Source organism: Macrococcus sp. PK (assembly GCF_022501545.1).
Lineage (GTDB): Bacteria > Bacillota > Bacilli > Staphylococcales > Staphylococcaceae > Macrococcoides > Macrococcoides epidermidis.
The window spans coordinates 81,936-107,757 of record NZ_JAEPRF010000016.1 but is presented as its reverse complement, the minus strand read 5'-3'; the positions used below and the strand labels follow the sequence as shown (position 1 = coordinate 107,757).

The window sequence follows — 25,822 nt, the reverse complement described above, 5'->3', positions numbered from 1 at the left end:
GCCCCTAGATTAGAATAATTCTAATCTCTACAAAACTTATTATTACATGATGCTCGTTTTAAGTCAACCAACTCAAACTTTAAAATTGTGAAAAATATTTGACGTATTATTTAATATTTTTTTGAATAAAAATAGTTACTGTATTTAAATGGCATAAAGATTACTTTTTTCAATATCAATTACAGTAACTTATTCTCATTTACTTGAGCATTAAAGTAACAAACACAGCCAGTATAACTAGCGGAATAACATAGCGCAGCAAGAATGCCCAAAGTTTAAATAGCCCTCGATATTTTTCATCCATTAATTCCTGCTTTGCAATTACAGCATCTAGTTTGTAACCCGCAAATAACGCATAACATAATGCTCCAATCGGTAACATAATATTCGAAACTAAATAATCCATATTATCAAAGAATGTTCCCGCTAAAAACTTCACCTGGCTTAAAGTACCATTCGATAATGCAGAAGGTATACATAAAATAAACAATAGTAATGCGATTACATACACATATTTTTTTCGTTTCTTTTCTTCATTTTTAATTGCATTTGAAACATTAATTTCAATTAAAGAGATAGATGAAGTAATAGTTGCAAAAAAGAATAGCGATAAAAATATAAGATAAAAGATACTGCCGAACGGCAACTGATCGAATACATACGGTAAAACGATAAACAATAAACCCGGACCTTGCGTATTATCAATACCTAGTGAGGCAGTCGCTGGAAATATTGCAAGTCCTGCTAGTATCGTAACCAGTATATTTAAACCTACAACAGAAAAGGCAGATTGGACAATGTCCGTCTTCTTATCTAAATACGATGCATATGTTAACATGCCACCAAACCCTACTGAAAGCGAAAAGAATGATTGACCTAAAGCAAAAAGTACGCCTTCTGCATTCAGTGAATTAAAATCAGGTTTCAGAAAATATACAACACCATCCATTGCATTTGGAAGCGTTAAAGAACGAATGATAATCACAATAAATGCAATAAACAACATAGGCATCATGATTTTTGAAGCTTTTTCAATCCCATCTTGAATACCACGGGAAACAATTATCGCAGTAAGAAAAATAAATAATGCAGCGCCAAGTATTGCATATATCGGGTTACTAATCAATTGACCAAATAATCCCTCGTAATTCTTCGTGTGTTGATTTGTAACTATTACATAAACAGTCCTCATCATATAGAGTAAAATCCATCCACCAATTACACTATAAAAACTAAGTAAGAAGAAAACACCAACATTACCGATATGACCGATTAGGTTAAAATATTTATTACCAGTAATTTTTCCGAATACCTCTGTGCTATACGTCTTTCCATGTTTACCTATTACAAATTCTGCTAGTAATAACGGCATACCTATAAATAATGTGAATATCATGAACAATACTAAAAATGCTGCACCACCATTATCAGCCATGACATACGGGAATTTCCACATCGCACCAAGTCCTATCGCCGAACCTGCACTTGCTAATATAAATCCAATTTTCGATCCCCAAACAGTTCTTTTTTCCATGTGTAATCCCTCACTTCATATAATTTTTTAAACAAAAAAGAGGCCAATGCACATGCATTGACCTCAAAAAAGAGACCTTATGCATACGCAACCGGCCTCAAGTAACGCGAATGAAGCCGCCATAGACACTTATATCTATGACGGGCATAAATATAAGTTATGACAGCTGCCACCACATATTTAATTTTGCACTGTTCTGTACAAAAGTCTTCATTCTAAATTACCTCACTTGTTTAAGATTACTGATAATTCTATCAGTATATTGTTTATGCGTCAAACAAATCTATTTAACGTACATCTGTTATATGCGTTATCGGAAAATACATTGCCAATAAATAAGCACTTACAACCATTATCAAAAAGACAGCTATCAATAAAATATCCCGATAGCTAAATGGCACATGGTAATAGTAAGTTCTAGTACCATTATGGAATCCTTTTTTCTCCATTGCAACAGACAGACGATGTGCACGTCTAATATTTTGACTTAATAGCGGGATAATCAAATGCTTTATGCGATTCAATCCTCTGTATTGGCTCGAATCTATAACGTGATAACGCATTTTCAATGCATTGCGTAATTGGAAGAATGACTCAAACATCATCGGCACCATACGGATTGCTGCCATAAAGGCATAGGCATATTTAGGTTTCACCTTTAAATGTTGCATCAAACTATAGAATACTTTTACAATTTCACTTGTAAACGCAATACTTAAACCAAAGAAACTGACTGTAATTGTTCTAAGTGATAAATGTATTCCTCTATATAAACTTTCTTCTGTAATATGCACGATGCCCCATTGAAATAGCGTAGTACTGCCGTCACCATAGAAAATCATAAATAATGACGAAGTGAAACTAAATAATATCATTACACTTACAAAAGCCGTAATAAGTTTCAAACGCACACCACTCAATCCAATCATAAAGATAAACATAATAATCGCTAGATATAGCATCCAGTCAAAATGATGAATGAATATGACAAGTGCAAATAGTAAGACTCCTAATATCAACTTAGTAATCACATTTACATGATCCATAAATGTATGATAAATCTTAAACTGTTCGTACATTATCACCCCTCCTCATTTCAGAAAGTATGCCATCCTGAATGCGTAACACGGTAGAAGGGTATCGCTTTATGATTTCGTCATCATGCGTCACCATAATAATCGTCTGACCGGATTGCACACGTGCTTTAAATAACTCAATTAGTTCGAACGTATTATGACTATCGAGACCAAATGTCGGTTCATCTAGTAACACAATATCAGCTTTTGTACTTAATGCCGTCGCAACACTCAATCTTCTCTTTTGTCCCATAGAAAGTTCAAAAGGATGACGATCTTTTAGATGGTACAGATTTAATTGCTTTAATAAATTTGATGTACGTTCCCCAGCTCGGCTTTTATCTAAAAATTGAAAGTTAAAGAAGATTTCATCGTATACACTACCTTGAATAAATTGCAGTTCAGGATTTTGATAGACGAGGTACATATTACGTGCTGCATCTTTTACTTTCTTCAAAGTTTTATCATCGTATTGCATCAAACCTTTATACGGGATAAGCTGCATCAAAGATTCTAATAACGTTGTTTTTCCTGTTCCGTTCTTTCCAGTAATCGCAATCCATTCATGACTGCTAACGACAAGTTTATCAATATGATACAACGTCTTTTCTTTACGTTTTACTGCCACATCTTTTAACACGAGTTCAAATTCATTTGACATATGCTCATAATGCAATGGTTTTGGTGCACACTTATATGCATTAGGATGCCATACACCATACTGGTTCAATAAATCTTCATGTTGCTCAAGAATAATTTGTGGTGTGCCTTGTGTAACCAACTTACCATCAGCATCCATCAGAATAATACGATCAACATATCGCCAGATATGCTCAACTTTATGTTCTACGATAAGTACTGTCTTATCCTGCCATAAATCGATCATCAATTCCCATAAATGCTTTGTTGCATCGCTATCGAGCATCGCTGTAGGTTCATCTAAAAACCACGTATCAGCATTCTGCAGCAATGACCCTGCGATTGCGAGTTTCTGTTTCATACCACCACTAAGTTGATTGATTGGTTGCGAAGGTTCAACATCCAGTCCTACTTTAATCAAAACATCATTAATTAATTGATTCATTTGCGATTTATCAACATTTTGATTTTCCAGAATAAAAGCTAGTTCTTCATATACTTTCGGCATACAAAATTGACTGTCTGGATCCTGAAATATAACACTAGCATTCATGTCGCGTTCTAACACATCATATTTCATCGGTAAATCGATCAACTCAGGGACGATGCCACTTAGTACGTTCAACAATGTGCTCTTTCCAGAACCTGAAGGTCCGAGCAATAATACTTTTTCTTTCTCTGCTATCGTAATATCGATACCGTCAAATATCTTTTCTGTTTCACCGGGATATTTCAATCTTAAATTTCTAAAAGATAACATCATCTATAAACTATCGTAATCTGATTGAGTTGATGTTCTGAATAGCTTCGTTACACCAGTCTGATCCAATGTTTTAACAATTAAATATGACAACACCCCGGTTACTAATGCGCCACTAATCAAACGCATTATAATATAAAGCAGCACGTTCCATCCTGCTACTTCAGACATATATCCATAGAAATACTCAACTGGCAGACTTATAATTGCAGCTGCAACACCCGCTAATATACACACCATCATGCTACGTGATTGATATTTGAATAACATAAATACAAATTCACATGCCAAACCTTGTAAAAATGCAAAAACAAACGTCGGAATATCAAATTTCCCCATTACAATTGTCTCTCCTGCACCTGCTGCAAACTCAGCCAGTAATGCAATTCCTGCTTTTGGAACAATTAAATACGCCACAACTGCAGCCATAAACCAAACACCATATATTAACTGTTCAAAATGTAGCCCCAGTGGTTTCATTGCCTCATAAGGTAACCAGACAAAATTGTACGCTACTGCAAATAATACTGCTACTAATACTGTCACTAAAATTTCTGACAAATTCAAACCCTGACTATTTCTGTTCATTTTCATTCCTCCATAAAAAATACGCATCCTTCTATAGAGAAGACTGCGTACGGAAAAATAGCCACACTTATACTGTGACTATACACTTCCCTACGCTAGTATCATCTAGATCAGGTTCAAAGGGTCTAAGGCTACAGCCTTATCTCAGTTTTTTATAAAACACCCCTAGTGCGCTTATTTGATTTGTTATGTTTACAGTACTCGCGAAACTAAATTTTGTCAACTCGAAATTTTATTTCAACGTCTAATCATGAATAAATTGCAAAGTGCTATTTTATTCATTTCAGTTCATAATATGTATAAATATTCAAAAAGAATGTGAGTGATTTCTGTGCCAAAGATAACTATTTTACCAATATCAGAACAAGATTTACAACCACTAATCTCCATCAGTAAAAAAACATTTGATGAAACTTTTAGACCAGATAATAAAGATGAAATCATCGATCATTACCTGTCAACATCTTTCACCGAAGAAAAAATGAAAGCGCAATTGGACAATCCGAATTCAGAATTCTTTTTTGCTTACTCTGATAAATACGTTGCAGGTTATTTAAAAATAAATATAAGCGATGCACAGACCGAATCGATGGCTGAAGATACACTTGAAATAGAGCGCATCTATGTCGATAACCGTTACCAGAAACAAGGCATCGGTAAACAGCTATATGACAAAGCAATTGAACGTGCAAAGAATCATAATATAAAAAGAATTTGGTTAGGTGTATGGGAACATAATCATAATGCTCTTGCATTCTATGACAAGATGGGATTTAAACATACAGATTCTCACGTTTTCCGAATGGGGGATGAAGCTCAAACAGACTTTATCATGACGCTGGATTTATGATATTGTTCACTATTTCACAATTTTACTCTATACACCTTTCTGAGTAACGGATATAATAATATTGTATTTAATGCATTCATATATTTTGTATAACAGGAGGGGTCACAATGCCCATAGAAATTCCAGCTAAAACTATCGAAGATACTTATGCTTCGAAAGGCAACATTGAAAACGTATTAAACCAAGTAGCAATGAAAGAAGTGATGGCAGATAAGACACCTGGGCGCTATATGTTAAAAGCGATTATGTCAGGTTTTTTACTAGCTATTATGGCAGTGCTTCAACTTGCAGCTAAGACACAATTTGCTTCAACTGAAAATGCAGGGCTTATCAATTTAGTAGGGGCAATTGCATTCAGTATCGCACTCGTAATGATCGTTCTTACTAATTCTGAATTATTAACAAGTAACTTTATGTTCTTTACAGTGGGTTATTATTTCAAAACAATCACAATGGGTAAAATCATAAAAATATTCACGTTATGTTTCCTGGGAAATATTATTGGTGGATTTATCTTATTTGGAATGATGACAGGCACTAAAGTTATGACACCTGAAATGGTAGCAGCATTAACGAAAACAGTAGATGCAAAAACAATAGCATCAAGTTGGCATGCAATTCTAATTAAAGGGATATTCGCTAACTTCTTTATAAATATCGGTATTTATATTTCATTACAATGTAAGGAAGTATTAGCTAAAGTATTCTTTATCGGTGTCGGTGTTGTAATCTTTGTATTTATGGCTTATGAACACGTTGTTTACAATGCAGGATTATTTGCCGGTATGATATTCTACAACATCGATGCATTATCATGGATAGATGTACTCAAAAATATCTTCTACGCATATATCGGTAACTATATCGGTGGTGGTTTATTTATCGGATTAGTTTATGCATACTTAAACGGTAGAAGAGACGATGTCATCAGAAACTAAATAACTTTTTATTTGCGTGAAGTGTAAACTTCACGCATTTTTTATATTTTTTTGATCATGCAATAAGCTGGATATCTTTCGCCTTCTATTTGATTACCTTGTTCAAATCCAAGTTTTAAATACATGTCGTGTGCAACCGAATTAGGGACATCCACAAGTAACGTTATATATTTTATATGCGGAAAATGACTCATAATGAATTCCGGTAAAGCAATTAATGCTTGTTTTGCATAACCTTTTCTTAAATGTCTATGATCCGTCGAGAAAGATCTTATATATATACTGTTATCCACTTTAAATTGACTTTCAAACTCACTATGTTCATGTAACACAAAAAATACAACTGCTTTACCTTCATCATTTAACCCAAAAATCGGTGTACGATTACTATCTTTCTTCGCAACACTGACATTTACTTCTGGGCTTTTAACAAACCTTAATTGTTCATCAGTCAATTCAAATTGCTCTAATAAATCTTTATTGTGGTGAGTATATTGAATGAGTTTCATGAAAACGTCCCCTCTATAATCATGCTATTTCTTAAAGATTATTATTAAACGATAACAAACACAAGTAATTGCTGTTTATCGATATATTTTCCAGGGAAAAAAATGAAAAAAGATATGGAGGGTTTCTATGGACATTAACCAATATAAAGTAACACCCAATACTAAATTTGATTTCAATAATTATAAATCATCAGAAAACGAAAAACAAAATAACGATAAAATAAAAGTCGATATCATGCCTGATTTAACAGAAAAACTTGAAAAGCTCCATCTAAAATTACATGCTGCTGAAAAAAATGGTATTATCGTTGTGCTGCAGGCGCTAGATGCTGCCGGAAAAGATGAAGTGATTAGTTATATCTTCTCTAACCTGAGCGCACAAGGTTTAAAGACAACTTCATTTGGTAAACCAAATGAAACTGAACTTAAACATGACTATTTATGGCGTTATCATGAAGGTTTGCCTGAGCGTGGACAAATTGGAATCTTTAATCGTTCATACTATGAAGATGTGCTTGCCCCAAGAATTCATGATTCTGTTGAAGAACACGAAACACCTAATAATGAAGTGGATGACACTATCTGGAAAACACGATTCCGTCAAATCAATGATTATGAACGTTATTTAACTGAAAATGGATTTGAAGTCATCAAATTTTTCTTTAACATGTCTAAAAATGAGCAACGTGATCGCTTACTTGAGCGAATGACTAATAAAGATAAGAACTGGGAGTTTTCATTCAATGACGTAAAAGAGCGTGAGTATTGGGATGACTACCAAAAAATATTCTCTGAAATGTTAGAAGCAACATCTACTGAACATAGCCCGTGGTTCATTTTACCTGCAGATGATGAATGGCATACAAGACGTATTGTTACAGAAGTTATGATAGATACGATAGAGCGATTAAAGCCTAAGTTTCCTGAAATTTCACCGGATAACCAAGAAAAGCTAGAAGAATATATCTATAAATTAAAGAATGATTAATATTGAGAGCGACAAGTTAAATCAAAAAAAGTTCATAAAATGTTAAACAAAGTATTATTCTTTGTATAAATACATTCCTTTCGTTAGAATTACTAAATTATTTGCGTTACGATGAGAGTAATACTATACGTAAAGGAATGTTCGTTATGAAAAATGAAAAATGGCATCAACGCTCTATCGATGACACACTTCATGCGTTTAACACCTCAATAAATAGCGGTTTGTCCCATGAACAAGTGGAAGCAAACCAGTCAACTTATGGTCTAAATGCACTTCCAGCAAAGCGAGAGAAGCCTAAAATCATTAAGTTTTTCGGCCACTTTAACGATATTTTAATATATGTATTACTAATTGCTGCAGCGATTACAGGATTTTTAGGACACTTTCTTGATATGTCGGTTATCATTCTTGTTGCAGTTATTAATGCAATCATTGGTTATGTACAGGAATCGCGTGCTGAAAAAGCATTAGAAAGTATTCGTAAAATGATGACGAGTGAGGCCGTAGTAATTCGTGATGATCGCAGTCAAACTATTCCAGGCGAACAATTGACAATCGGAGATATCGTTATTTTATCATCCGGTGAGAAGATACCTGCAGACTTACGATTAATAGAAGCGAATAATTTAAAGATTGAAGAGTCTGCTTTAACTGGTGAATCTGTCCCAGTCCAAAAAAATACACGTCAAATCTCAGAAGATGCTGTACTCGGTGATAGAAAAAATATGGCTTATTCAAGCTCATCTATTACTTCAGGTTCTGGAATCGGTGTAGTTGTTGCAATCGGCAAAGACACTGAACTTGGTAAGATTAATCAGGCAATGACTGACACAGAACAGATGACAACCCCATTGATGCAACAAACCGGTCAGTTCGGTAAATCAGTGAGTATTGGTATTGTTGTAATTTCTATCGCAATTTATTTATTTGGTTTGTTTTATCACAATTATCCAGCAGGCGAACTACTCTTATCTGTTATCGCGCTTGCAGTTGGTGCCATACCTGAAGGATTACCTGCTGTTATTTCAATTATTTTAGCACTTGGTGTTCAGTCGATGGCAAAGAATAATGCCATCGTAAAGAACTTACCTTCAGTGGAAACTTTAGGTTCAGTTTCCGTGATTTGCACCGATAAAACTGGTACGCTTACAAAAAACGAAATGACTGTAACTTCAATTGATTTAATGCATAATCGTTATGAAGTTACGGGCACAGGTTATGAACCAATCGGAGAAATTATACCCAAGCATACTGAAACACCAGAAGCAGAACAAGAATTATACCAGTTCCTAACATGCGTTAAAACAGTCAATGAAGCACGTCTCTCACAAGATGAAAATGGTCATTTTCAAATTACCGGTGAGCCCACTGAAGGCTGCTTAATGACACTCGTACATAAAACTAATTTAGAAATTCCAAACTTACAGGCAATCGATAAAATCCCATTTGATTCACTTTATAAATATATGGCATATCTCGTCGAAGATCAGGGCAAGAAACGTATTTATATCAAAGGAGCACCTGACAGAATATTTGATCGTGTATTTACCAATTCTGATGATAGGCAGGTCTGGGAAAATAAACTAAGTGTAATCGCTAAAGAAGGTAAACGATTAATTGCAGCAGGATATAAAGATGTGCCTAGTGACACAACCACACTCTCACATGACGATTTACAAAGTGGCATCACCTTGCTTGGGTTAGTAGGGATTATAGATCCTCCACGTGAATCTTCAATAAAAGCAGTAAAAGAATGTCAAAAAGCCGGAATTGCAGTAAAAATGATTACAGGTGACCATAAAGAAACTGCAATGGCAATTGGGAAACAACTCGGAATCGGTGATGGTACTAAGGCCATTGAAGGTCGCGAACTCGATAATATGAATGAAGAAACATTATACGAAGCCGCGATTGAATACGATGTGTTTGCTAGAACAAGTCCGGAGAATAAATTACAACTCGTAAAAGCATTGCAAAAACATGACGAAATAACATCAATGACCGGTGATGGTGTTAACGATGCACCAGCATTAAAACGTGCTGATATCGGTGTTGCAATGGGCATTAAAGGAACTGAAGTATCTAAAGATGCCGCGCGTATGATACTGGTTGACGATAACTTTGAAACAATTGTAGATGCGGTACGTGAAGGACGTCGTGTCTATGATAACCTGAAGAAAACAATACTATTCATTTTACCGACAAACGGTTCTCAAGGACTACTCATTTTAGCAGCGATTCTATTCGGCATATCCATACCACTTACTCCTATCCAGGTACTTTGGGTGAACATGGTAACAGCGATTACCATATCTTTTGCACTTGCATTTGAACCTCTCGAACCAGGTGCAATGAATAGAAAGCCAAGACATAAATCTACACCGTTACTAAGTCATTATTTCTTATTTAGAATACTACTCGTATCAGTCATTGTAGCTGGTGGAATACTTCTTGCAAATATGTATTTAAGTCATCTTGATTTACATAAAACTGTACTGAATACAATCACATTGCAATCACTAGTATTTTCTTTAATCTTCCATCTATTTAATTGCCGACACTTAAATCAATTTGCAATTAATCAAGATTTCTTTAAGAATAAAGTCGCATTTATCGTCTCTGGTTTACTCATCACACTACAATTACTCATTACGTATGTGCCATTTTTTAATACGATATTAAAAACTGCCCCACTAACATTTTCACAATGGATGATTCCAATAGGTATCGGAACTGCCGTTTTTATCCTGATTGAAATCGAGAAATGGATCACAAGAAACATATTTAAATATGAGGCATAATTAGAATAAGCGATGTACAAGTTTAATGTGCATCGCTTATTTATCAATGTAATTCTATCGTTATTTTTGTACCTTTATCTTTTTCACTGTTAATATCGATAGTAAAGTCATGTACATCTAATATCACTTTAACGATTGCCATGCCTAGACCATTTGAAGTGACATTATCTTCGTTCACATTTGACTTATAGAAACGCTCAAAAATCATTTTTCTCGTCACATCAGTCATCCCATAACCATGATCTTCAATAATGAATTGTTTATTATTCTGTTCTTCTTTCAGTTCAATATGAATTTCACTGTCATTCGGACTATATTTAATCGCATTCGATAATAAATTAGTAATCATTTGATAGCATAAATCTCTATTTCCCAGGACATATACATCTTCTAACGTGGTACTCAAAAATATATCTTTCTGATTAATAGTGTACATATTATCTCGGATAACTTCTTGAATAAGCATTTTAAAATTAAAGTTTTGTTTCGTTAATGATATTTTATTCTGCTCAATTGAGGCTAAAAGTAATAACTGCTTCGTCAGACCACTTAAACGTAATGATTGATGTTCAATCTGATTAAGTAAACTCAAATCTTGTGTTTCTTTCAATTTTTTTATTTGTCCGATTAAATTTGTAATTGGAGATTGTATTTCATGACTTACATTTGCCACAAAGCGCTGATTGATTTCCTCATGTTGCTTTATCTTCTTACTCATCTCATTCATTTCTTCAGCAAGGACACCTAATTCATCTTTACGATTAACCGATGTTTGATAACCACTCTGCTCACCAATACGTTGTGCAGCTTTTTTTAGTTCGATTACTGGATGCACAATAAACTTAGAAGAAATAAAGACGAGCAATATTGATATGACAATCGTTAAAAGCAGTAATGCCGCTAAAAATGTTCGGAATTCATGCATACTTTCACCAACATCCGGTCTTATAAATACTGTATATTGCTGATGATTGATCTGCATTTTCGTGCCTACTGTATTTCTTGATTCATTATCAAAAAATCCAGTGATAAATAGATTGAATGGGCGATTTTTAATACCGTGATAAACGCCATCTCGTTCCATTTTAATCGTATCTAATTTGAGGTTATCTAATCTAAATTTTGTTCCATAATTTTCTTTTAAATCATGGTTATTGATTGCCAGTACTTGAAAATTCAAATCCCCAAGTTGCGCAAAAAACGCTTGTGGTTTTATTTCAGGGTGTTTTTCAATATATTTTTTTTGAGATAATAATACTTGCGTCACCCTTGCATCATTTTGTTCTTTCAATATGACGTGATAATACATATTAGAAATTACAAAAGCAATTACTGCACTAATGAGCATGACATGAAGCGTTGTAACAATAAACCTTGTAGATAAATGTTTAAACATGATGCACCTTATACCCTACACCACGTACTGTTACGATTTCCATTTGCGTATCATAATTTTCTAATCGCTTCCGTATACGTTTAATATGAACATCCACGGTACGTTCATCTCCCTCAAAATCAAGCCCCCAAATTGCTTCAATTAATTGCTCACGCGTAGCGATATTAGGTTGATGTTTAACTAAATAATACAGTAGTTCAAATTCTTTACGTGGCAAATAAAGTGTGTCCTGATGTATATGGAGTTCATATGAATCCTGGTCTAGTTCCACATTTCCTATTTTAAATGATGTGATATCTAAGTTATAACGTTTCAAGATTGCATTCGCTCTAAAAAGTAATTCGTCAAATTCAAAAGGCTTTGTAACATAGTCATCACTACCCGCTTCAAATGCGATGCGTTTATCACCCAACGCATCACGTGCTGTAAGCATAATAACCGGCAGTTGATGACTCTCTTTTATCGTTTCACATAATTCAAATCCGTTCATTCCGGGCATCATAATATCAACTACACACAAATCTATCTTCTCATTTTCCAGAACTTTAAGGGCAGCCTCTCCACTACCTGCGCTATATACTTCATAATGATGTTTTATAAATCCTTCCACTACTTGATTTCTTATACTTTGTTCATCATCTACAATTAAAATTTTATTTTTCATCCAATATACTCCTTTGTTCATATTCTGTTCATATTGATTGTTTATGATAACACTATCAACAAAACGAGAAAGGTGATCATTATGAATTTAGCACTTAAAGAAGTTAAGTATTACAAAATGAAATATGTATTGATTGCAGCAATCATATTTCTATTAGCATTTCTGGTATTATTTGTTTCAAGTTTAGCACAAGGTTTAGGAAAAGATAATATTTCATTTATAGAACATATGGATGGTAAGTATTTTGTCGTTTCAGAAGATGCAGATAACAATTTGCTCAACGCACCACTTGATAAAGAAGATGTAAAAGTTTTAAAAGATTTTAATATTCCTTTAGTTCAGATGCAACCGATTAAAATTCAAAACAACGATAAGTTTTTACTGACTACCATTTCTAAATTACATGCATTGCCAAAAGATGGCGATGTCGCTCTAGATGTTCATCTTAACAAGTCGTATGACTTAAAAGATAAACTAAATATTGTAGATAGCAATGAAAGTTTACGTATTTCAGACTTTGAAAAATTTCAAATGTATTCGCACATGCCTGTAGGTCTTGTTAATCAAGCAACTTATAACAAAGTTGTACCACATGAAGCTATCAACACAGCAATCATTAATCAACATGTATTAGACAATGTTTCAATTAAAGAGTTAAAACAAGACTTAAAACATTCTAAAATCATAACACCTGAAGATGCGATGAAAGCTATCCCAAGTTATGAAGCTGAGCAAATGCCTTTAAACTTAATGGTATTTTTCTTATTTTTAATCTCGGCTATCGTCATCACGGTATTCTTCTATATCATTACGATTCAGAAGACAACTGAATACGGCATTTTAAAAGCGATTGGAACAAGTCATAAAAAACTTATATTTAAACTGATTCAGGAAGTATTTATTATAGTAATTTTTAGTGTGTCATTAGCTATCTTTATTATTACCGCTATCAATAACTTTATGCCGCCAGGCATGCCATTTTATCTAAATAATAATCTTATTATGATTCTAGCTGGACTGTTCTTATTTGTATCGTTTATTGGTGTAATGTTATCTATCATCAAGGTGCTTAAGATTGATCCAATAGAAGCAATAGGAGGAGAATAATATGATTCACGTGAAACATCTTACAAAATCATTTAAACAAGGTGATACTGAAGTAACAGTATTAAAAGATATCAATTTTGAAGTCGCACCAGGTGAAATCGTATGTCTATATGGTCCATCTGGTTCCGGGAAAAGTACACTACTCACGATTATTGGTGCATTACTTAAACCAACGCGTGGTGATGTACTGATTGAGAATAAATCAATAACTACATTGAAACAGCATGAACTTACACAACTTCGTTTAAGTGAAATAGGCTTTATCTTTCAAGCCTCACATCTTGTTCCATTCTTAAAAGTGAAAGAACAATTGATGCACGTAGCGCTTGAAAATAAAATGGATAAAAAAACAGCAAGTAAACGTGCTGATGAATTACTCAACACTTTCGGTCTTGGACATCGTACAAAACAATATCCTAAAAATTTATCGGGTGGAGAAAAACAACGTGTTGCCATTGCACGAGCCTTCATGAATGAACCTTCATTAATACTTGCTGACGAACCTACAGCAAGTCTTGACTTTGAACGTGCAACACAAGTCATTGAAGCGATTCGTGAACGTGTAAAAGCACAACAAAGTGCATGTATCATCATCACTCACGATGATCGTATTTTTAAATATGCCGATCATCTTTATCGTTTAGAAGGCGGAAAGATGGTAAAAGAAAGATAAATATAAACATAATAAACCAAAGACATATTAACGTCTTTGGTTTATTATTATGGGAGAATTTCTTATTTTTCTTTAATGTGTAACTTCTGAAGTTGCGATACCCGTCACTGACTTGACCTGAACTTCCTTAAATTTCTCTTCTGTATCTGCCTTACCTAAAAATGTACCTAGGAATGCTGCAATAAAACCTGCTGGAACAGAAATAATCGCAGGATTAGCAAGCGGGAAAATAGGATCCATATTTATAAAACCTGTTCCTGCCGGGTTCATAACATTCGGACTTAAAATCACTAATATAATAGATGTCAAAAGTCCTACAACGATTCCTGCTATAGCACCTTGCGTATTAAATCTCTTCCAGAATATCGTATAAACAATTACCGGTAAGTTTGCACTCGCTGCTACACAGAATGCCAATGATACTAAGAAAGCAACGTTCATATTTTGTGCAAATAACGCTAATACAATTGAAAGAATAGAAACTGCTAATGAGGCAATCTTTGCTGCACTCATTTGTTCTTTCTCACTAATGTTACCCTTCTTAATAATCTCACCATAAATATCATGTGCAAATGCAGAAGCTCCTGATAACACAAGACCTGCAACAACTGCTAAAATCGTTGCAAATGCTACAGCACAGACAAATGACATGAGCAAATCTCCACCAAGTTTATCTGCAAGTAACGGTGCAGCCATATTTCCAGCAGGATTCGCTTTTATAATTTCCTCACGAGATAAAAGACTAGCAGCACCAAAACCTAAAAATATCGTTAAAATATAAAAAATACCGATAATCCAAGTTGCCCACATTACAGAGCTTCTTGCTGTTTTAGCATCACTCACCGTAAAGAAACGCATTAATATATGTGGTAACCCTGCCGTTCCAAATAACAGGGCAATAATCAGCGAAATATTATCAAGAGGTGATTTACCTTGGGAACCTGGATTAATATATTCTCCTTTAAAGTCAGCTGATTTAATATTTTTCATCTGACCAAACATTTCAGCAATGCTGAAATTAAAGTATTTTAATACTAGAAAAGAAATGATGAGCGTTCCAACCATTAGAAGAATCGCTTTAACCATTTGAACCCAGCTTGTTGCTGTCATCCCCCCAAACAATACATAAACCGTCATCATAATGCCAACAATAATAACCGCCCAAGTATATGGAATATTAAATAACAGTTGAATTAATGCACCTGCTCCAACAAGCTGTGCTAACATATAGAATATTACTATCGTGATTGATGAAACTGCAGCCATCGCACGCACTTTTTTTAATTCAAAACGTGCTGCGATCATATCTGCTAAAGTATATTTCCCTAAATTTCTTAATGGTTCAGCAACGATGTATAATACAATTAAATATGCCGTTAAATAGCCAATACTATAGAAGAAGCCATCGAATCCCCAAAGTGCGATAGCTCCCGCAATACCTAGAAATGATGCTGCCGATAAATAATCTCCTGCAATCGCTAAACCATTTTGCCAGCCTGTTAAACCTCCACCCGCTGTATAAAAATCTTCAGCAGAATTCGTTCTTTTTGAAGCAAAATATGTAATAAGTAGCGTTAAACTTACAAAAAATAAAAACATAATAATGACCGTCATATTCATGAGCGAGACCCCCTTTTATACTCATTAATGATTCGCTCACTTGCGGCATCGAACTGCTTCGCTTTACGCATATAAATTGTGACTAATGTCCAGACCATCACAAATAATAAGAATGCATAAATCCAGGCCCATGAAATATTCCAGAAAGCAATATTATTCAAAATTGTCGTATAACCAGTCAGAATCGGAAAGAGCAATGTCGCAACGATAAAGAACAACGTAATCGGAAAAATAAACTTTTTTCTCGCTGCAACTAAATCATTGAAATCTTTCGATGCTGCAATTTTGTTATAATCCTGTTGATTCATGAAATCATCTCCCCTTTATGTCGTGTAAAAATTCCTCCCAAGTTTCATTTTATTAATTTGTCAGAATATTGTCAATTTTTAAAATAAAATAACCGTTGATATATTAATCAACGGCTTTATAAGAATATTTAATGGATAACAAAGCTAAAACAATAAATATACTCCCTACAATCATTAAAGCATTGTAAGGTAAATGCCAGGCAATGATAAGACCACCTATTGCTGCTCCGAGTGCCATTCCAAATTGTGTAGATGACGTACTAAATGTTTGATTAAAACCTGCATTTGTATCTGAAATTTGAATTAAGCGCATTTGTGTCGGTGCATTCATCGACCATCCAGTTAGGCCTAACAACATGACATTGATACTTAATGTCCATACATTATACTGTGTCACAATAAAAGCAAGTAAAACAAAGATATAAACTGTCATTAACATCGTTAATGTCTTTTTAACACCTAGTTTCTCTATAAATATACTTCCTAAACCACTTCCGACTATACCACTTACACCGTACAGTAAATACAGCAGACTTACCATAGATGCTTGTAAGCCTAACTGATTAAAGTAAGGGGTTAAATACATATACAAAATGCTTTGACCCACAAAAAATAAGAACGATTGCATATGTGTAAATAGTATTCGATGATCTTTCAAAGCGCCCCACTGACTAAAAAATGACGTCGCTTCTTTTCCTGGAATACTCGGAAAAAATAAAATTACTAAAATTAAAATAATTAAAGATAGAGTGGCCGCAAACAAAAAGATCATCTGCCAATTGAATCGTTCTGTAATTAATATACCGAGTGGAATTCCTAACACGAGTGAACCACTTATACTCATCATTATCATACTAATCGCTTTCGTTTGAAAACTTTGAGAAACTACATTGACCGATAATGATAACCCGAGGCCAATTAACATTGAAACACATATCGCAAGAATAACCCTGGATATTAGTAGCATCGTAAAACTTATGCTTAACGCACTCAATACATTCCCAAAAATAAATAATATGATGAAACCAATCAGTAGCTTTTTTCTATTGAACGCTGCTGTTGACGACATCAATATCGGTCCTGCAAGCGCAAAAAATAACGCAAAAATTGTTATCAAATTACCTGCCATCGGAATTGATACATGATAATCTTTCGCAATATAAGGCAATATACCTGAGACCACTAGCTCGGTAAGACCTGCAAGAAATGTAAGCATTGCCAGTATTAATAGATTCTTATTCATATTTATCCTCCAAAAAAATAGCACCTTCCAAATGGAAGGCGCTGCAAGTTGCCAACAAAATTAATTGTCACCTATTTAGTTCATTATATCAATTTATTATATTCTGTAAATACTAACAGCGTACATATTTACGTTTGAAACCAATCCTATTTTTCTCAATCGCTTTCTCAATCGTCTCTAATGGTTTCACTTCGCCAGTTGGTTTGTGCTCTCGATTAAATGGTACGGCACCAACTGACTTTGCAACTGTTGTTGCTTTATCATGTAAATCTACATATGAAATTGCTACACATTGAATAAAGTTACCTATCCCTACTTTCGTTCTATCAGGAGCAGTATGAATTTCTTTCTCAGCGCGATCTAGCATCTTACTTAACTTTTCGGTATCAAATGTATCATCTTTCTTATGTCCAAGTAACCAGCTATAGCAGTTCCAGCCGGCACTCATCTTTAAATCCTCTCCAGAATCAATCCATTTATCCGCAATTTGCTGCGCAATATCTGCTTCTGAGAGCGTTACTGCTACAACATAATCAGATAACATATAAAAGTATGCGCCCTCAATCCATCGCTCATAATCTTCTTCTGTCATAGCATTGGGATCTGCAATTACACCTGCGAAATACATTGCATCATAGTTACCAGTCGCATATAGCTTATCTGCAAGCTCCTGATCTTTCTTGATTATTTTACGCATTGGCTTCATTGCACCCGTTGCTACACCGAATAAAGGTTCTTTTGCGCCATTGCCCATATATATTTTCTTCATACGTTCTTTGCCAAGAGATTCAAGTTCTGCCATTACTTCTTCAAACGTCATTTTTCCATCTCCCTGTTACTCGTAGTATAATGAATATTACATTTATTATACTGATTACTATGGAGGTACTCCAATGATAAAAGTAAAAAATCCAGATCCCATATTTTTAGAAGGAAATGAGCACGCGATACTTCTTCTTCATACATTTACCGGAACAGTTAGAGACGTTAAACAACTGGGCTACCATCTACACGAGCAAGGATACACGGTGCTTATCCCATCCTATCCAGGGCACGGATTGCCTATCCAGGATTTTGTGAAATATGATATCGATAACTGGTGGCAAACAGTTGAAGATAGCTTTTTAAAATTAAAGGAACAATATAATAATATCTCTATAATTGGTGTCTCTTTAGGCGGTCTATTTTCACTTAAGCTCGCAGAAAAATACGATGTTAATCAAATTATCGTGATGAGTGTTCCGATGAAAAAAGATCCTGAAGGTATAAAATACCGTTTGAAACAATTTGCACCGAGAATGCACAAAGTCATTTCTTCTGAGCCTTTTCCTGAATCAAATTATCAGCTTATCGATAATTACACAGGTGCCAGTAAGTTTGTTGATTATATTAAAGATATAATGAACAACTTAAATAAAATCAATAGTTCGACAATCATACTGTATGGTGATCGGGATGATACGAGCTATCATGACAGCGCTCAATTTATTTACAACAGTATTCAGTCCAAAAAATTTATTGATCATTATGCTAATGCCGGCCATTTAATGACAGTAAGTAAGGATAAAGAAAAACTTTATACAGATATATTGCATTTTTTAAGGCAGGATATTTAATATCCTGCTTTTTACATAGATTTATATTCTGTTTCAAGTGCATCGGCCAACATTTGGATTGCTATTAAAATCAACACGACAAATGTACAAGGTACCATAAATGTCCACCATGAAGAATACAACTCTGGCATATGAAACCCTAATAATGTCGTAAGCTCTGGCATAATAAGTGTAAAATCATTGCCTAAACATGCTTCAAAACCATCGCATGTCTTCGTTCCTCCAAAGAAAATACGAAAAAATGAAATATGGCTGAGTACCATTAATGCTTGATATAACATGCGGACAAAGATAATCAATAATCTATTCTTAATATTGGGATAAACATGACGTATTAATTTTTGTGTCTTGCTGGCACCAATTACGGTTGCAGCATCCATGTATTCTGTATTCAATATTTGTTTCACCTGATCTCTAACGACTACCATTGTCGTTGGTACCATCACAAGTGCAATCACGACTAACATATACCCTATTCTAAACGGCATATCATAGCTAAACTTACCTTTTATTGCTGTCAGTACCGGAAATAACAACATATATGTAACGATTGCCTGCGGTATAAAATAATATGCATTCAAAAATCCATCTGTAACAATATCTGCTGTTCCTTTACGAAAAGCGAGATAACTTCCCAGAATAACAGCAATGATAAATGAAATAAGAACAATACCAATGACAAAGATAAACGTGATGCGGTATCCATGCCAGCTCTCCATAAATATTGACGCGCCGAAGCGATCAGTACCGAACCAATTGACAACGCCAGGTGGCACTGGATTTTTTATTTCACTTGTCATCACGTTAAATTTATATACTTTTACTTTGTTCTGAAGCATATCAAAGTAAAAGACACTTGTTATAAAAGGTAAGATGAGGATAATCAATGCCAGCCATATCTTAAATAACTTCCTCATAACTTCACCCCCGTTCTAAATTCAACGAGTTTCTGAATGATAAATAACGCGATATATATCGGAACAAACATTAGTACCAATATCGTCATCAACATTATGGGGGCGTGATAATAATATAAGAATTGTGTAGCGCCAAAATAACCTAATATGACTTCCATAATTAATAGACTGGATAGCGTCATCCAGACGACCTGCTTAAAATTGATGTAAAATGTTATCCATACATTTGACAAGACATGCTTGTGCAGAATTTCAAATTCATTGAGTCCTTTTGCGCATGCGAGTACTACATAATCTTTATCCAGTTCCTCAGTAATCACCTGATCCAAAATTTTATATAACTGGACAAATGGAATTACAGACAGCATGATTGCTGGAAATACAATCGCTTCCTGTTCCCCGTAACTTGCTACTTCCATTATTAATATACCTGTTTGCTGATAAAAAAAGATAATAAAGATAATGACACAAGGAATATAAAAGATATCCGGTAAATAACCTAAAATTTTTACGAATCGCTTCATTATGTAATCAATTAACTTAAATCTTTTAGCTATAACAACACATAATATACTTAAAATAGTACCGAGCATTATACTTAAAAATAAAATAAGCATTGAATTTCGCCATGGTCTAAAGATAAAAGATAAAAACGGATGTTCTATGTAACTACCTGGTGTCTTAAAAGTGACTGTATCGATATGCATTAACTGTTTAATAAATTGGGGGAAAGCCTCAAAAAAATGAGATAAATCAAATTTAAAATTCTGATTAAAAAGTAAAATAAAGGCACTCAATAGAAAAAAATTAAATAATACTAATATTACTTTTACTCCATTCACAAATATTTTATTCAATAGCGTGGCACTCCTCTCTGAATATTAAACACAAAAAAGACAGCAATGGCTGTCTTTAATGCTTAATGTACTTTTTCATCAAAGTGTTCTTTTCTTAAACGTTCCGGATAATCTACTGTCCAGAATGTCGCATTCGGTAGTTCGTTTGGATCTGGTTGATATATCGCATATTTCCCTGACCCTTTCTCTTTCTTCTGTCTCTCAAAATCCTTAAGCGCACGTAATGCAGGTTTGTGCAGAATCCATATTGCGATAATATTACACCACGCCATTAATCCTACACCAAGATCACCCATTGCCCACGCAACGTCTGCTGTTTTTATTGCACCGTAGAATGTTGCACCAACAATAATTAAACGTGTGACGTTAATTAAAAACTTATTTAAAGATACACTACCATTTTTCGTCAAATAAGATACATTGGTTTCTGCGATATATGCATATGCTAATATGGTAGTAAATGCAAAGAAGAACAGTGCAATGGCAACGAAATATGAACCAATACCCGAATATGCCGGGTCAAATTGATAACCACTTCCATGGAATGCTTTATCAATACCCGCTTGAACATACATTGCTGTTCCAGAGTAGTCCTTCTCTCCATCAGCATTTAGTGCATATACACCGCCATCGTTAATTAAGTTCGGCATATCACCCTTCATCGCGCCGTCCGTTGTATTGAATGTACCTGATAATAAAATAATTAATGCTGTTGCAGTACATACAAACAACGTATCAACATATACCGAGAAAGCTTGAACTAAACCTTGTTTAGCAGGGTGTGATACTTCTGCTGCTGCTGCCGGATGAGGCCCTGTACCTTGACCAGCTTCATTAGAATAAAGTCCACGTTTAACACCGATTTCAATCATTGCACCAAGTATCCCACCAAACGCTGATTCCATATTGAATGCTGACTTGAATATTAATGCAAATAAACCAGGGACTTTATCAATATTAAGAACAATAATAACAACCGCTAATAAAATATATAAGATTGCCATAAAAGGGACTACTGCAGTCGCTACAGATGCAATCCAGCGAACGCCTCCAAAAATAATCAATGCTAAAATCACTACAAGCGCTATACCGATAATCCATCCTTCGAATCCAAAAGCATTCTTCATAGAACTTGCAATGGCGTTAGATTGAATACCAGGTAATAATAATGCTGTTGATACTATTGCCAGTATTGCGAATAATATCGCATAACCTTTCGCAAATCTGCCTTTCATTCCTGCTTCAATATAATATGCGGGACCCCCACGATACTCACCGTTAATCTCTCTCTTATAAATTTGAGCTAGTGTAGATTCGATGAATGCTGAACTCGCACCCAAAAACGCAGTCATCCACATCCAGAATACAGCTCCCGGGCCACCGATATAAATTGCTGTTGAAACACCGACTATATTACCCGTCCCTACACGCCCAGCAAGCGATAAAGCAATTGCCTGGAAACTAGAAATTCCTGTAGGTGACTTCTCCCCTTGAAACATCAGTCGGATCATCTCTTTTAAATGCCTGACTTGAAAGAACTTCATCATTAATGAAAATGAAATCCCTGTAATTAACAACCCATACACTAACGGTTTACTCCACACAATATCATTTAGAAAACTCACAATACCTTCCATAACTACACCCCTTTAATGTATTAACGAGAAATACTTACTTCTATATTATATAGTCACATATTACATGTTGCAATAGTATTTATTGATTATTCTGAATATTTAATTAAATATTCATTCTAAAACATTGCGATTTAGGGGTTCAATGATTAATAAATAATCATTTCCAATGAATAAATAAGCGATAATCGATATAATAGTATAAAATACCAATACTGATGGAGGTTGCATATGAACATTTTAATTACAGGCGGTACAGGACTAGTAGGTTCAGCTCTTATAAACACTATTCAGCAAAAATATAAACATGCGCATATTTATATTACAACGAGAAGCGATAAACAAAGCTCGAATGGCATCAGCTATATCAGCTGGAAAAAAGATGATTGGTATAAGGCAGTACCACAATTAGATTTAGTAGTTAATCTGGCTGGGGCATCTTTAAATAACAGATGGACGAAAGAACATAAAGAAGCGATCATCAAAAGTCGTATTGAAAGTACTGAAAAGCTTATTCCGTTATTTGAATCTCTCATCAAGAAACCTTTCTTTATATCAGCAAGTGCGGTAGGTTATTATCCCGCTTCTAAATCTTTAACTTATAACGAAACCAATGCATTCTCACCGTTTGATTTCTTATCAAAGACTATTTATCTATGGGAACAAGCAGCTCGAAAAATTGAAGCTTTAGGTGTAGAAACAGCAATCTGCAGATTTGGAGTAGTTTTTTCTAACCAAGGTGGGGCATTACCTTTGATGATAAAGCCTTATCAATACTTTGCAGGTGGTAATATTGGTGATGGACAGCAGCCATACAGCTGGATTCATATCGATGATCTTGCAGAAAGTATACTTTATATTTATGACAAACAATTAACAGGTATATTTAATATGACTGCTCCTCAACCTGTGACACAACAACAGCTCGGAACAACCATTGCGCGTGTTATACACCGACCACACTGGACGAAAGTACCCAACAAAGTAATGGACATTGTACTAGGAGAGCAATCCGTAATGGTTACAAAAGGACAAAGCGTATTACCTGATCATCTATTGCAGGCCGGATATACATTTAAATATCCTACAGTTCAGTTAGCTCTGGAGCAGTTGTACGGTGAATAAAGAAGGAAAGAAAGCAGTTGAAAAGCTGTGGCGAAAAGAAAAGTATAAAGTGATGTACTATAACCAGAATCAATATAACTTTATTCGTCAACTGATGCGTGAACAACTGGATGATATACACATATTAGAACAAATTATTGATGAAACATGTCGCATGACACCAACGCGAGGCTCGAAGTTAAATAGCTATCAGCATATGTGGGGATATTTCAAAAAAATTGCTACTGAAGATGAAAAATCACAATATCGAACATTTATTCAAAACTTTGATAATAAAGAATCAGAACTTCATACATTACTTAAGCAGCTTGCTGAAAAATATGATGTACAATATTTAAAAAACAGCAGCATCTTATTTTAAAGATGCCGCTGTTTTATTTTATATTAAATTGCTGTTTTAATAAATTTACATCCTTTGTCCAGAAGTAGCGAATATGATTTGCCTGGTACGCGACCTGAATTAAACCATTCGTCATCCAGGTAGATAGTAAATCAAAAGGCACACCCATTGCATGAATCTCTTCATCTGTCACAAAATCTTTGTGCATAATATCCCTCTTTATTTGTATGAATTAATTCATATTTTTAACTACAATGCAGTTAAAGTCAATATTATAAAGATAATTTATTTTACTGTTTAACAGCGCTATATCCACCTTTAATATTAATAATATCGTTATATCCTAATCGATGTAACACACTCACTGCTATCGCACTTCTGACACCTGATTGACAATGAACATAAATTCTTTCCTCTTTTTTAAATGGTATTTCCTCTTTTTCTAATTTACCAAAATGGACATGTTTTGCATTATCAAAATGTGATTCTTGCCATTCCTGATTGTTGCGTACATCCAAAATATTAATTTGTGTTTGATCGATTGATTTGAAATGTTGTGGTTCAATTTGTTGCATTGATCCACCAGTCACATTTTTAACGTAACCAGTCACATTATCAAATCCTATTAATTTTAAATCATTTGCTGCGTTCTGCACGTCTTCGAACGAACCGATTAACTGAATCGGTGTTTCGTAGTCCAGATACCATCCTACAAATCCTAAAAATTTGCTGTTATACGGCACGTTAATACCTTCACTTAAATTATCTAAGAAAATTTCTTTCGCCCTTAAATCAATGCTCTTTATACCGTCAAATAAATTTTGTAGTGGTGGTACTATGGCATTATCAATTAATGCTACACCATCACGATTCATATGTTTCATTTCTTTGAAATAATATGGTGGTTCTGGTTGTTCACTTGTTAATGTTTTAATGAAAGTTGCTTCATCTTTAATTTGAAATGCCCAGCTCTTTTCACGTTCATATCCTAAAGTTGTTACTGGAACTGCACCAAGTGACTTACCACAGGCACTGCCTGCACCATGTCCTGGCCATATTTGAATATAATCTGGTAATGCATCCATCTTTTTAAGCGATTCAAACATTGCTTTTGCGCCGATATCAGTAGTATCTTTTATGCCGGCTGCTTCTTCTAATAAATCCGGACGACCGACATCTCCTACGAAGATAAAGTCTCCAGTAAAGAGTCCCATCGGTACTTCTGTTGCATTATCAAACAACAGAAAACTAATACTTTCAGGCGTATGTCCTGGTGTATGGATTACTTTAAGTTTTACATTGCCGACATTAATAATATCGTCTTCTTTTAGTAATTGATAATCTCCATTAATATGCTGATATGACCAGTCATCTCCACCTAATCCAGAGACAAATGCTTTAGCATTTAACGTTTCATTCGCTTCTCTTAACCCGGAAGCAAAGTCTGCATGAATATGCGTTTCAGTTACTTTATTAATCGTCAGCCCTTCTTGCTCTGCAGCTTCAATATAAGGAGTAAGATCTCTCAGTGGATCGATGATGATTGCTTCTCCTGTCTTTTGACAACCTACTAAATAAGACATTTGTGCTAATTGCTGATTAAAAAATGATTTAAAATACATTGTTTTACCTCCATTAT

Annotated in this window: 25 protein-coding genes and 1 riboswitch; of the genes, 9 read left to right on the top strand and 16 right to left on the bottom strand. The window is 34.5% G+C overall.

What is annotated here, in order from left to right:
• Positions 1 to 199: 199 nt before the first annotated feature.
• The 4 genes from JJJ02_RS11035 to JJJ02_RS11020 all read right to left on the bottom strand — a co-directional run bounded on the left by JJJ02_RS11035 (position 200) and on the right by JJJ02_RS11020 (position 4,597).
• Complete coding sequence (locus JJJ02_RS11035) at positions 200 to 1,534, bottom strand: sodium-dependent transporter (RefSeq protein ID WP_240838994.1); 1,335 nt, start codon at positions 1,532 to 1,534, stop codon at positions 200 to 202.
• 287 nt (positions 1,535 to 1,821) lie between these two features.
• Complete coding sequence (locus JJJ02_RS11030; RefSeq protein WP_239242124.1) at positions 1,822 to 2,613, bottom strand: energy-coupling factor transporter transmembrane component T family protein; 792 nt, start codon at positions 2,611 to 2,613, stop codon at positions 1,822 to 1,824.
• Positions 2,597 to 4,009, bottom strand: coding sequence for an ABC transporter ATP-binding protein (locus JJJ02_RS11025; protein WP_240838992.1), 1,413 nt, complete (start codon positions 4,007 to 4,009; stop codon positions 2,597 to 2,599). The genes JJJ02_RS11030 and JJJ02_RS11025 overlap by 17 nt, the downstream gene beginning before the upstream one ends.
• 3 nt (positions 4,010 to 4,012) lie before the next feature.
• Positions 4,013 to 4,597: an ECF transporter S component gene (locus JJJ02_RS11020; RefSeq protein ID WP_240838990.1), complete on the bottom strand. Its 585-nt coding sequence runs from the start codon at positions 4,595 to 4,597 to the stop codon at positions 4,013 to 4,015.
• Positions 4,598 to 4,667: 70 nt separating this feature from the next.
• Positions 4,668 to 4,774, bottom strand: a riboswitch (TPP riboswitch).
• Between the two features lie 154 nt (positions 4,775 to 4,928).
• Between JJJ02_RS11020 and JJJ02_RS11015 the strand changes: the two genes are divergently transcribed.
• Positions 4,929 to 5,447 (top strand): GNAT family N-acetyltransferase, encoded by a 519-nt coding sequence (locus JJJ02_RS11015; RefSeq protein ID WP_396614745.1) that lies wholly within the window; start codon positions 4,929 to 4,931, stop codon positions 5,445 to 5,447.
• A gap of 107 nt (positions 5,448 to 5,554) precedes the next feature.
• Positions 5,555 to 6,385 carry a formate/nitrite transporter family protein gene (locus tag JJJ02_RS11010; RefSeq protein ID WP_240838988.1) on the top strand — a complete coding sequence of 277 codons (831 nt, stop codon included), beginning with the start codon at positions 5,555 to 5,557 and terminating at the stop codon, positions 6,383 to 6,385.
• Between the two features lie 41 nt (positions 6,386 to 6,426).
• On the opposite strand, the gene JJJ02_RS11005 is transcribed toward JJJ02_RS11010, so the two are convergent.
• Positions 6,427 to 6,894, bottom strand: coding sequence for a GNAT family N-acetyltransferase (locus JJJ02_RS11005; RefSeq protein WP_240838986.1), 468 nt, complete (start codon positions 6,892 to 6,894; stop codon positions 6,427 to 6,429).
• Between the two features lie 127 nt (positions 6,895 to 7,021).
• On the opposite strand from JJJ02_RS11005, the gene JJJ02_RS11000 reads away from it, so the two are divergent.
• On the top strand, positions 7,022 to 7,882 hold the full coding sequence (locus JJJ02_RS11000) for a PPK2 family polyphosphate kinase (RefSeq protein WP_240838984.1): 861 nt from the start codon (positions 7,022 to 7,024) through the stop codon (positions 7,880 to 7,882).
• Positions 7,883 to 8,028: 146 nt separating this feature from the next.
• On the top strand, positions 8,029 to 10,683 hold the full coding sequence (locus JJJ02_RS10995) for an HAD-IC family P-type ATPase (protein ID WP_240838982.1): 2,655 nt from the start codon (positions 8,029 to 8,031) through the stop codon (positions 10,681 to 10,683).
• A 43-nt stretch (positions 10,684 to 10,726) separates the two neighbouring features.
• Here JJJ02_RS10995 and JJJ02_RS10990 read toward each other — a convergent pair whose 3' ends face one another.
• Both JJJ02_RS10990 and JJJ02_RS10985 read right to left on the bottom strand, forming a co-directional pair.
• Positions 10,727 to 12,079: an ATP-binding protein gene (locus JJJ02_RS10990; protein WP_240838980.1), complete on the bottom strand. Its 1,353-nt coding sequence runs from the start codon at positions 12,077 to 12,079 to the stop codon at positions 10,727 to 10,729.
• Positions 12,072 to 12,743: a response regulator transcription factor gene (locus JJJ02_RS10985; protein ID WP_239242134.1), complete on the bottom strand. Its 672-nt coding sequence runs from the start codon at positions 12,741 to 12,743 to the stop codon at positions 12,072 to 12,074. Before JJJ02_RS10985 ends, JJJ02_RS10990 begins: the two co-directional genes overlap by 8 nt.
• An 81-nt stretch (positions 12,744 to 12,824) precedes the next feature.
• On the opposite strand from JJJ02_RS10985, the gene JJJ02_RS10980 reads away from it, so the two are divergent.
• Complete coding sequence (locus JJJ02_RS10980; protein ID WP_239242135.1) at positions 12,825 to 13,850, top strand: ABC transporter permease; 1,026 nt, start codon at positions 12,825 to 12,827, stop codon at positions 13,848 to 13,850.
• A gap of 1 nt (position 13,851) precedes the next feature.
• On the top strand, positions 13,852 to 14,523 hold the full coding sequence (locus JJJ02_RS10975) for an ABC transporter ATP-binding protein (protein ID WP_239242136.1): 672 nt from the start codon (positions 13,852 to 13,854) through the stop codon (positions 14,521 to 14,523).
• 72 nt (positions 14,524 to 14,595) lie between these two features.
• Here JJJ02_RS10975 and JJJ02_RS10970 read toward each other — a convergent pair whose 3' ends face one another.
• The 4 genes from JJJ02_RS10970 to JJJ02_RS10955 form a co-directional block, all read right to left on the bottom strand.
• Positions 14,596 to 16,143: a solute symporter family protein gene (locus JJJ02_RS10970; protein ID WP_111716076.1), complete on the bottom strand. Its 1,548-nt coding sequence runs from the start codon at positions 16,141 to 16,143 to the stop codon at positions 14,596 to 14,598.
• Entirely contained in the window at positions 16,140 to 16,451 is a 312-nt protein-coding gene (locus JJJ02_RS10965; RefSeq protein WP_111716075.1) for a DUF485 domain-containing protein, read from the bottom strand. Before JJJ02_RS10965 ends, JJJ02_RS10970 begins: the two co-directional genes overlap by 4 nt.
• Positions 16,452 to 16,554: 103 nt before the next feature.
• The gene (locus JJJ02_RS10960; protein ID WP_239242138.1) at positions 16,555 to 17,694 is read right to left on the bottom strand and encodes an MFS transporter; all 1,140 of its coding nucleotides are present in this window, start codon (positions 17,692 to 17,694) and stop codon (positions 16,555 to 16,557) included.
• A 112-nt stretch (positions 17,695 to 17,806) separates the two neighbouring features.
• Complete coding sequence (locus tag JJJ02_RS10955; RefSeq protein WP_239242139.1) at positions 17,807 to 18,514, bottom strand: DNA alkylation repair protein; 708 nt, start codon at positions 18,512 to 18,514, stop codon at positions 17,807 to 17,809.
• A 73-nt stretch (positions 18,515 to 18,587) separates the two neighbouring features.
• Between JJJ02_RS10955 and JJJ02_RS10950 the strand changes: the two genes are divergently transcribed.
• Entirely contained in the window at positions 18,588 to 19,310 is a 723-nt protein-coding gene (locus JJJ02_RS10950; RefSeq protein ID WP_239242140.1) for an alpha/beta hydrolase, read from the top strand.
• Positions 19,311 to 19,321: 11 nt separating this feature from the next.
• Here JJJ02_RS10950 and JJJ02_RS10945 read toward each other — a convergent pair whose 3' ends face one another.
• The 3 genes from JJJ02_RS10945 to JJJ02_RS10935 form a co-directional block, all read right to left on the bottom strand.
• The gene (locus JJJ02_RS10945) at positions 19,322 to 20,227 is read right to left on the bottom strand and encodes an ABC transporter permease subunit (protein WP_111716067.1); all 906 of its coding nucleotides are present in this window, start codon (positions 20,225 to 20,227) and stop codon (positions 19,322 to 19,324) included.
• On the bottom strand, positions 20,224 to 20,934 hold the full coding sequence (locus tag JJJ02_RS10940; RefSeq protein ID WP_240838978.1) for an ABC transporter permease subunit: 711 nt from the start codon (positions 20,932 to 20,934) through the stop codon (positions 20,224 to 20,226). The genes JJJ02_RS10945 and JJJ02_RS10940 overlap by 4 nt, the downstream gene beginning before the upstream one ends.
• A 212-nt stretch (positions 20,935 to 21,146) precedes the next feature.
• On the bottom strand, positions 21,147 to 22,721 hold the full coding sequence (locus tag JJJ02_RS10935) for an alanine/glycine:cation symporter family protein (RefSeq protein ID WP_240838976.1): 1,575 nt from the start codon (positions 22,719 to 22,721) through the stop codon (positions 21,147 to 21,149).
• A 228-nt stretch (positions 22,722 to 22,949) separates the two neighbouring features.
• On the opposite strand from JJJ02_RS10935, the gene JJJ02_RS10930 reads away from it, so the two are divergent.
• Together JJJ02_RS10930 and JJJ02_RS10925 are read left to right on the top strand one after the other, a co-directional pair.
• Positions 22,950 to 23,843 (top strand): TIGR01777 family oxidoreductase, encoded by an 894-nt coding sequence (locus JJJ02_RS10930; protein ID WP_240838974.1) that lies wholly within the window; start codon positions 22,950 to 22,952, stop codon positions 23,841 to 23,843.
• Complete coding sequence (locus JJJ02_RS10925) at positions 23,836 to 24,204, top strand: DUF1722 domain-containing protein (RefSeq protein ID WP_240838972.1); 369 nt, start codon at positions 23,836 to 23,838, stop codon at positions 24,202 to 24,204. Before JJJ02_RS10930 ends, JJJ02_RS10925 begins: the two co-directional genes overlap by 8 nt.
• A gap of 13 nt (positions 24,205 to 24,217) precedes the next feature.
• Here the strand turns inward: JJJ02_RS10925 and JJJ02_RS10920 are convergent, their stop codons facing one another.
• On the bottom strand, positions 24,218 to 24,391 hold the full coding sequence (locus JJJ02_RS10920; protein ID WP_170122511.1) for a hypothetical protein: 174 nt from the start codon (positions 24,389 to 24,391) through the stop codon (positions 24,218 to 24,220).
• Positions 24,392 to 24,473: 82 nt separating this feature from the next.
• Entirely contained in the window at positions 24,474 to 25,805 is a 1,332-nt protein-coding gene (locus JJJ02_RS10915; RefSeq protein WP_240838970.1) for an MBL fold metallo-hydrolase, read from the bottom strand.
• Between the last annotated feature and the right edge of the window lie 17 nt (positions 25,806 to 25,822).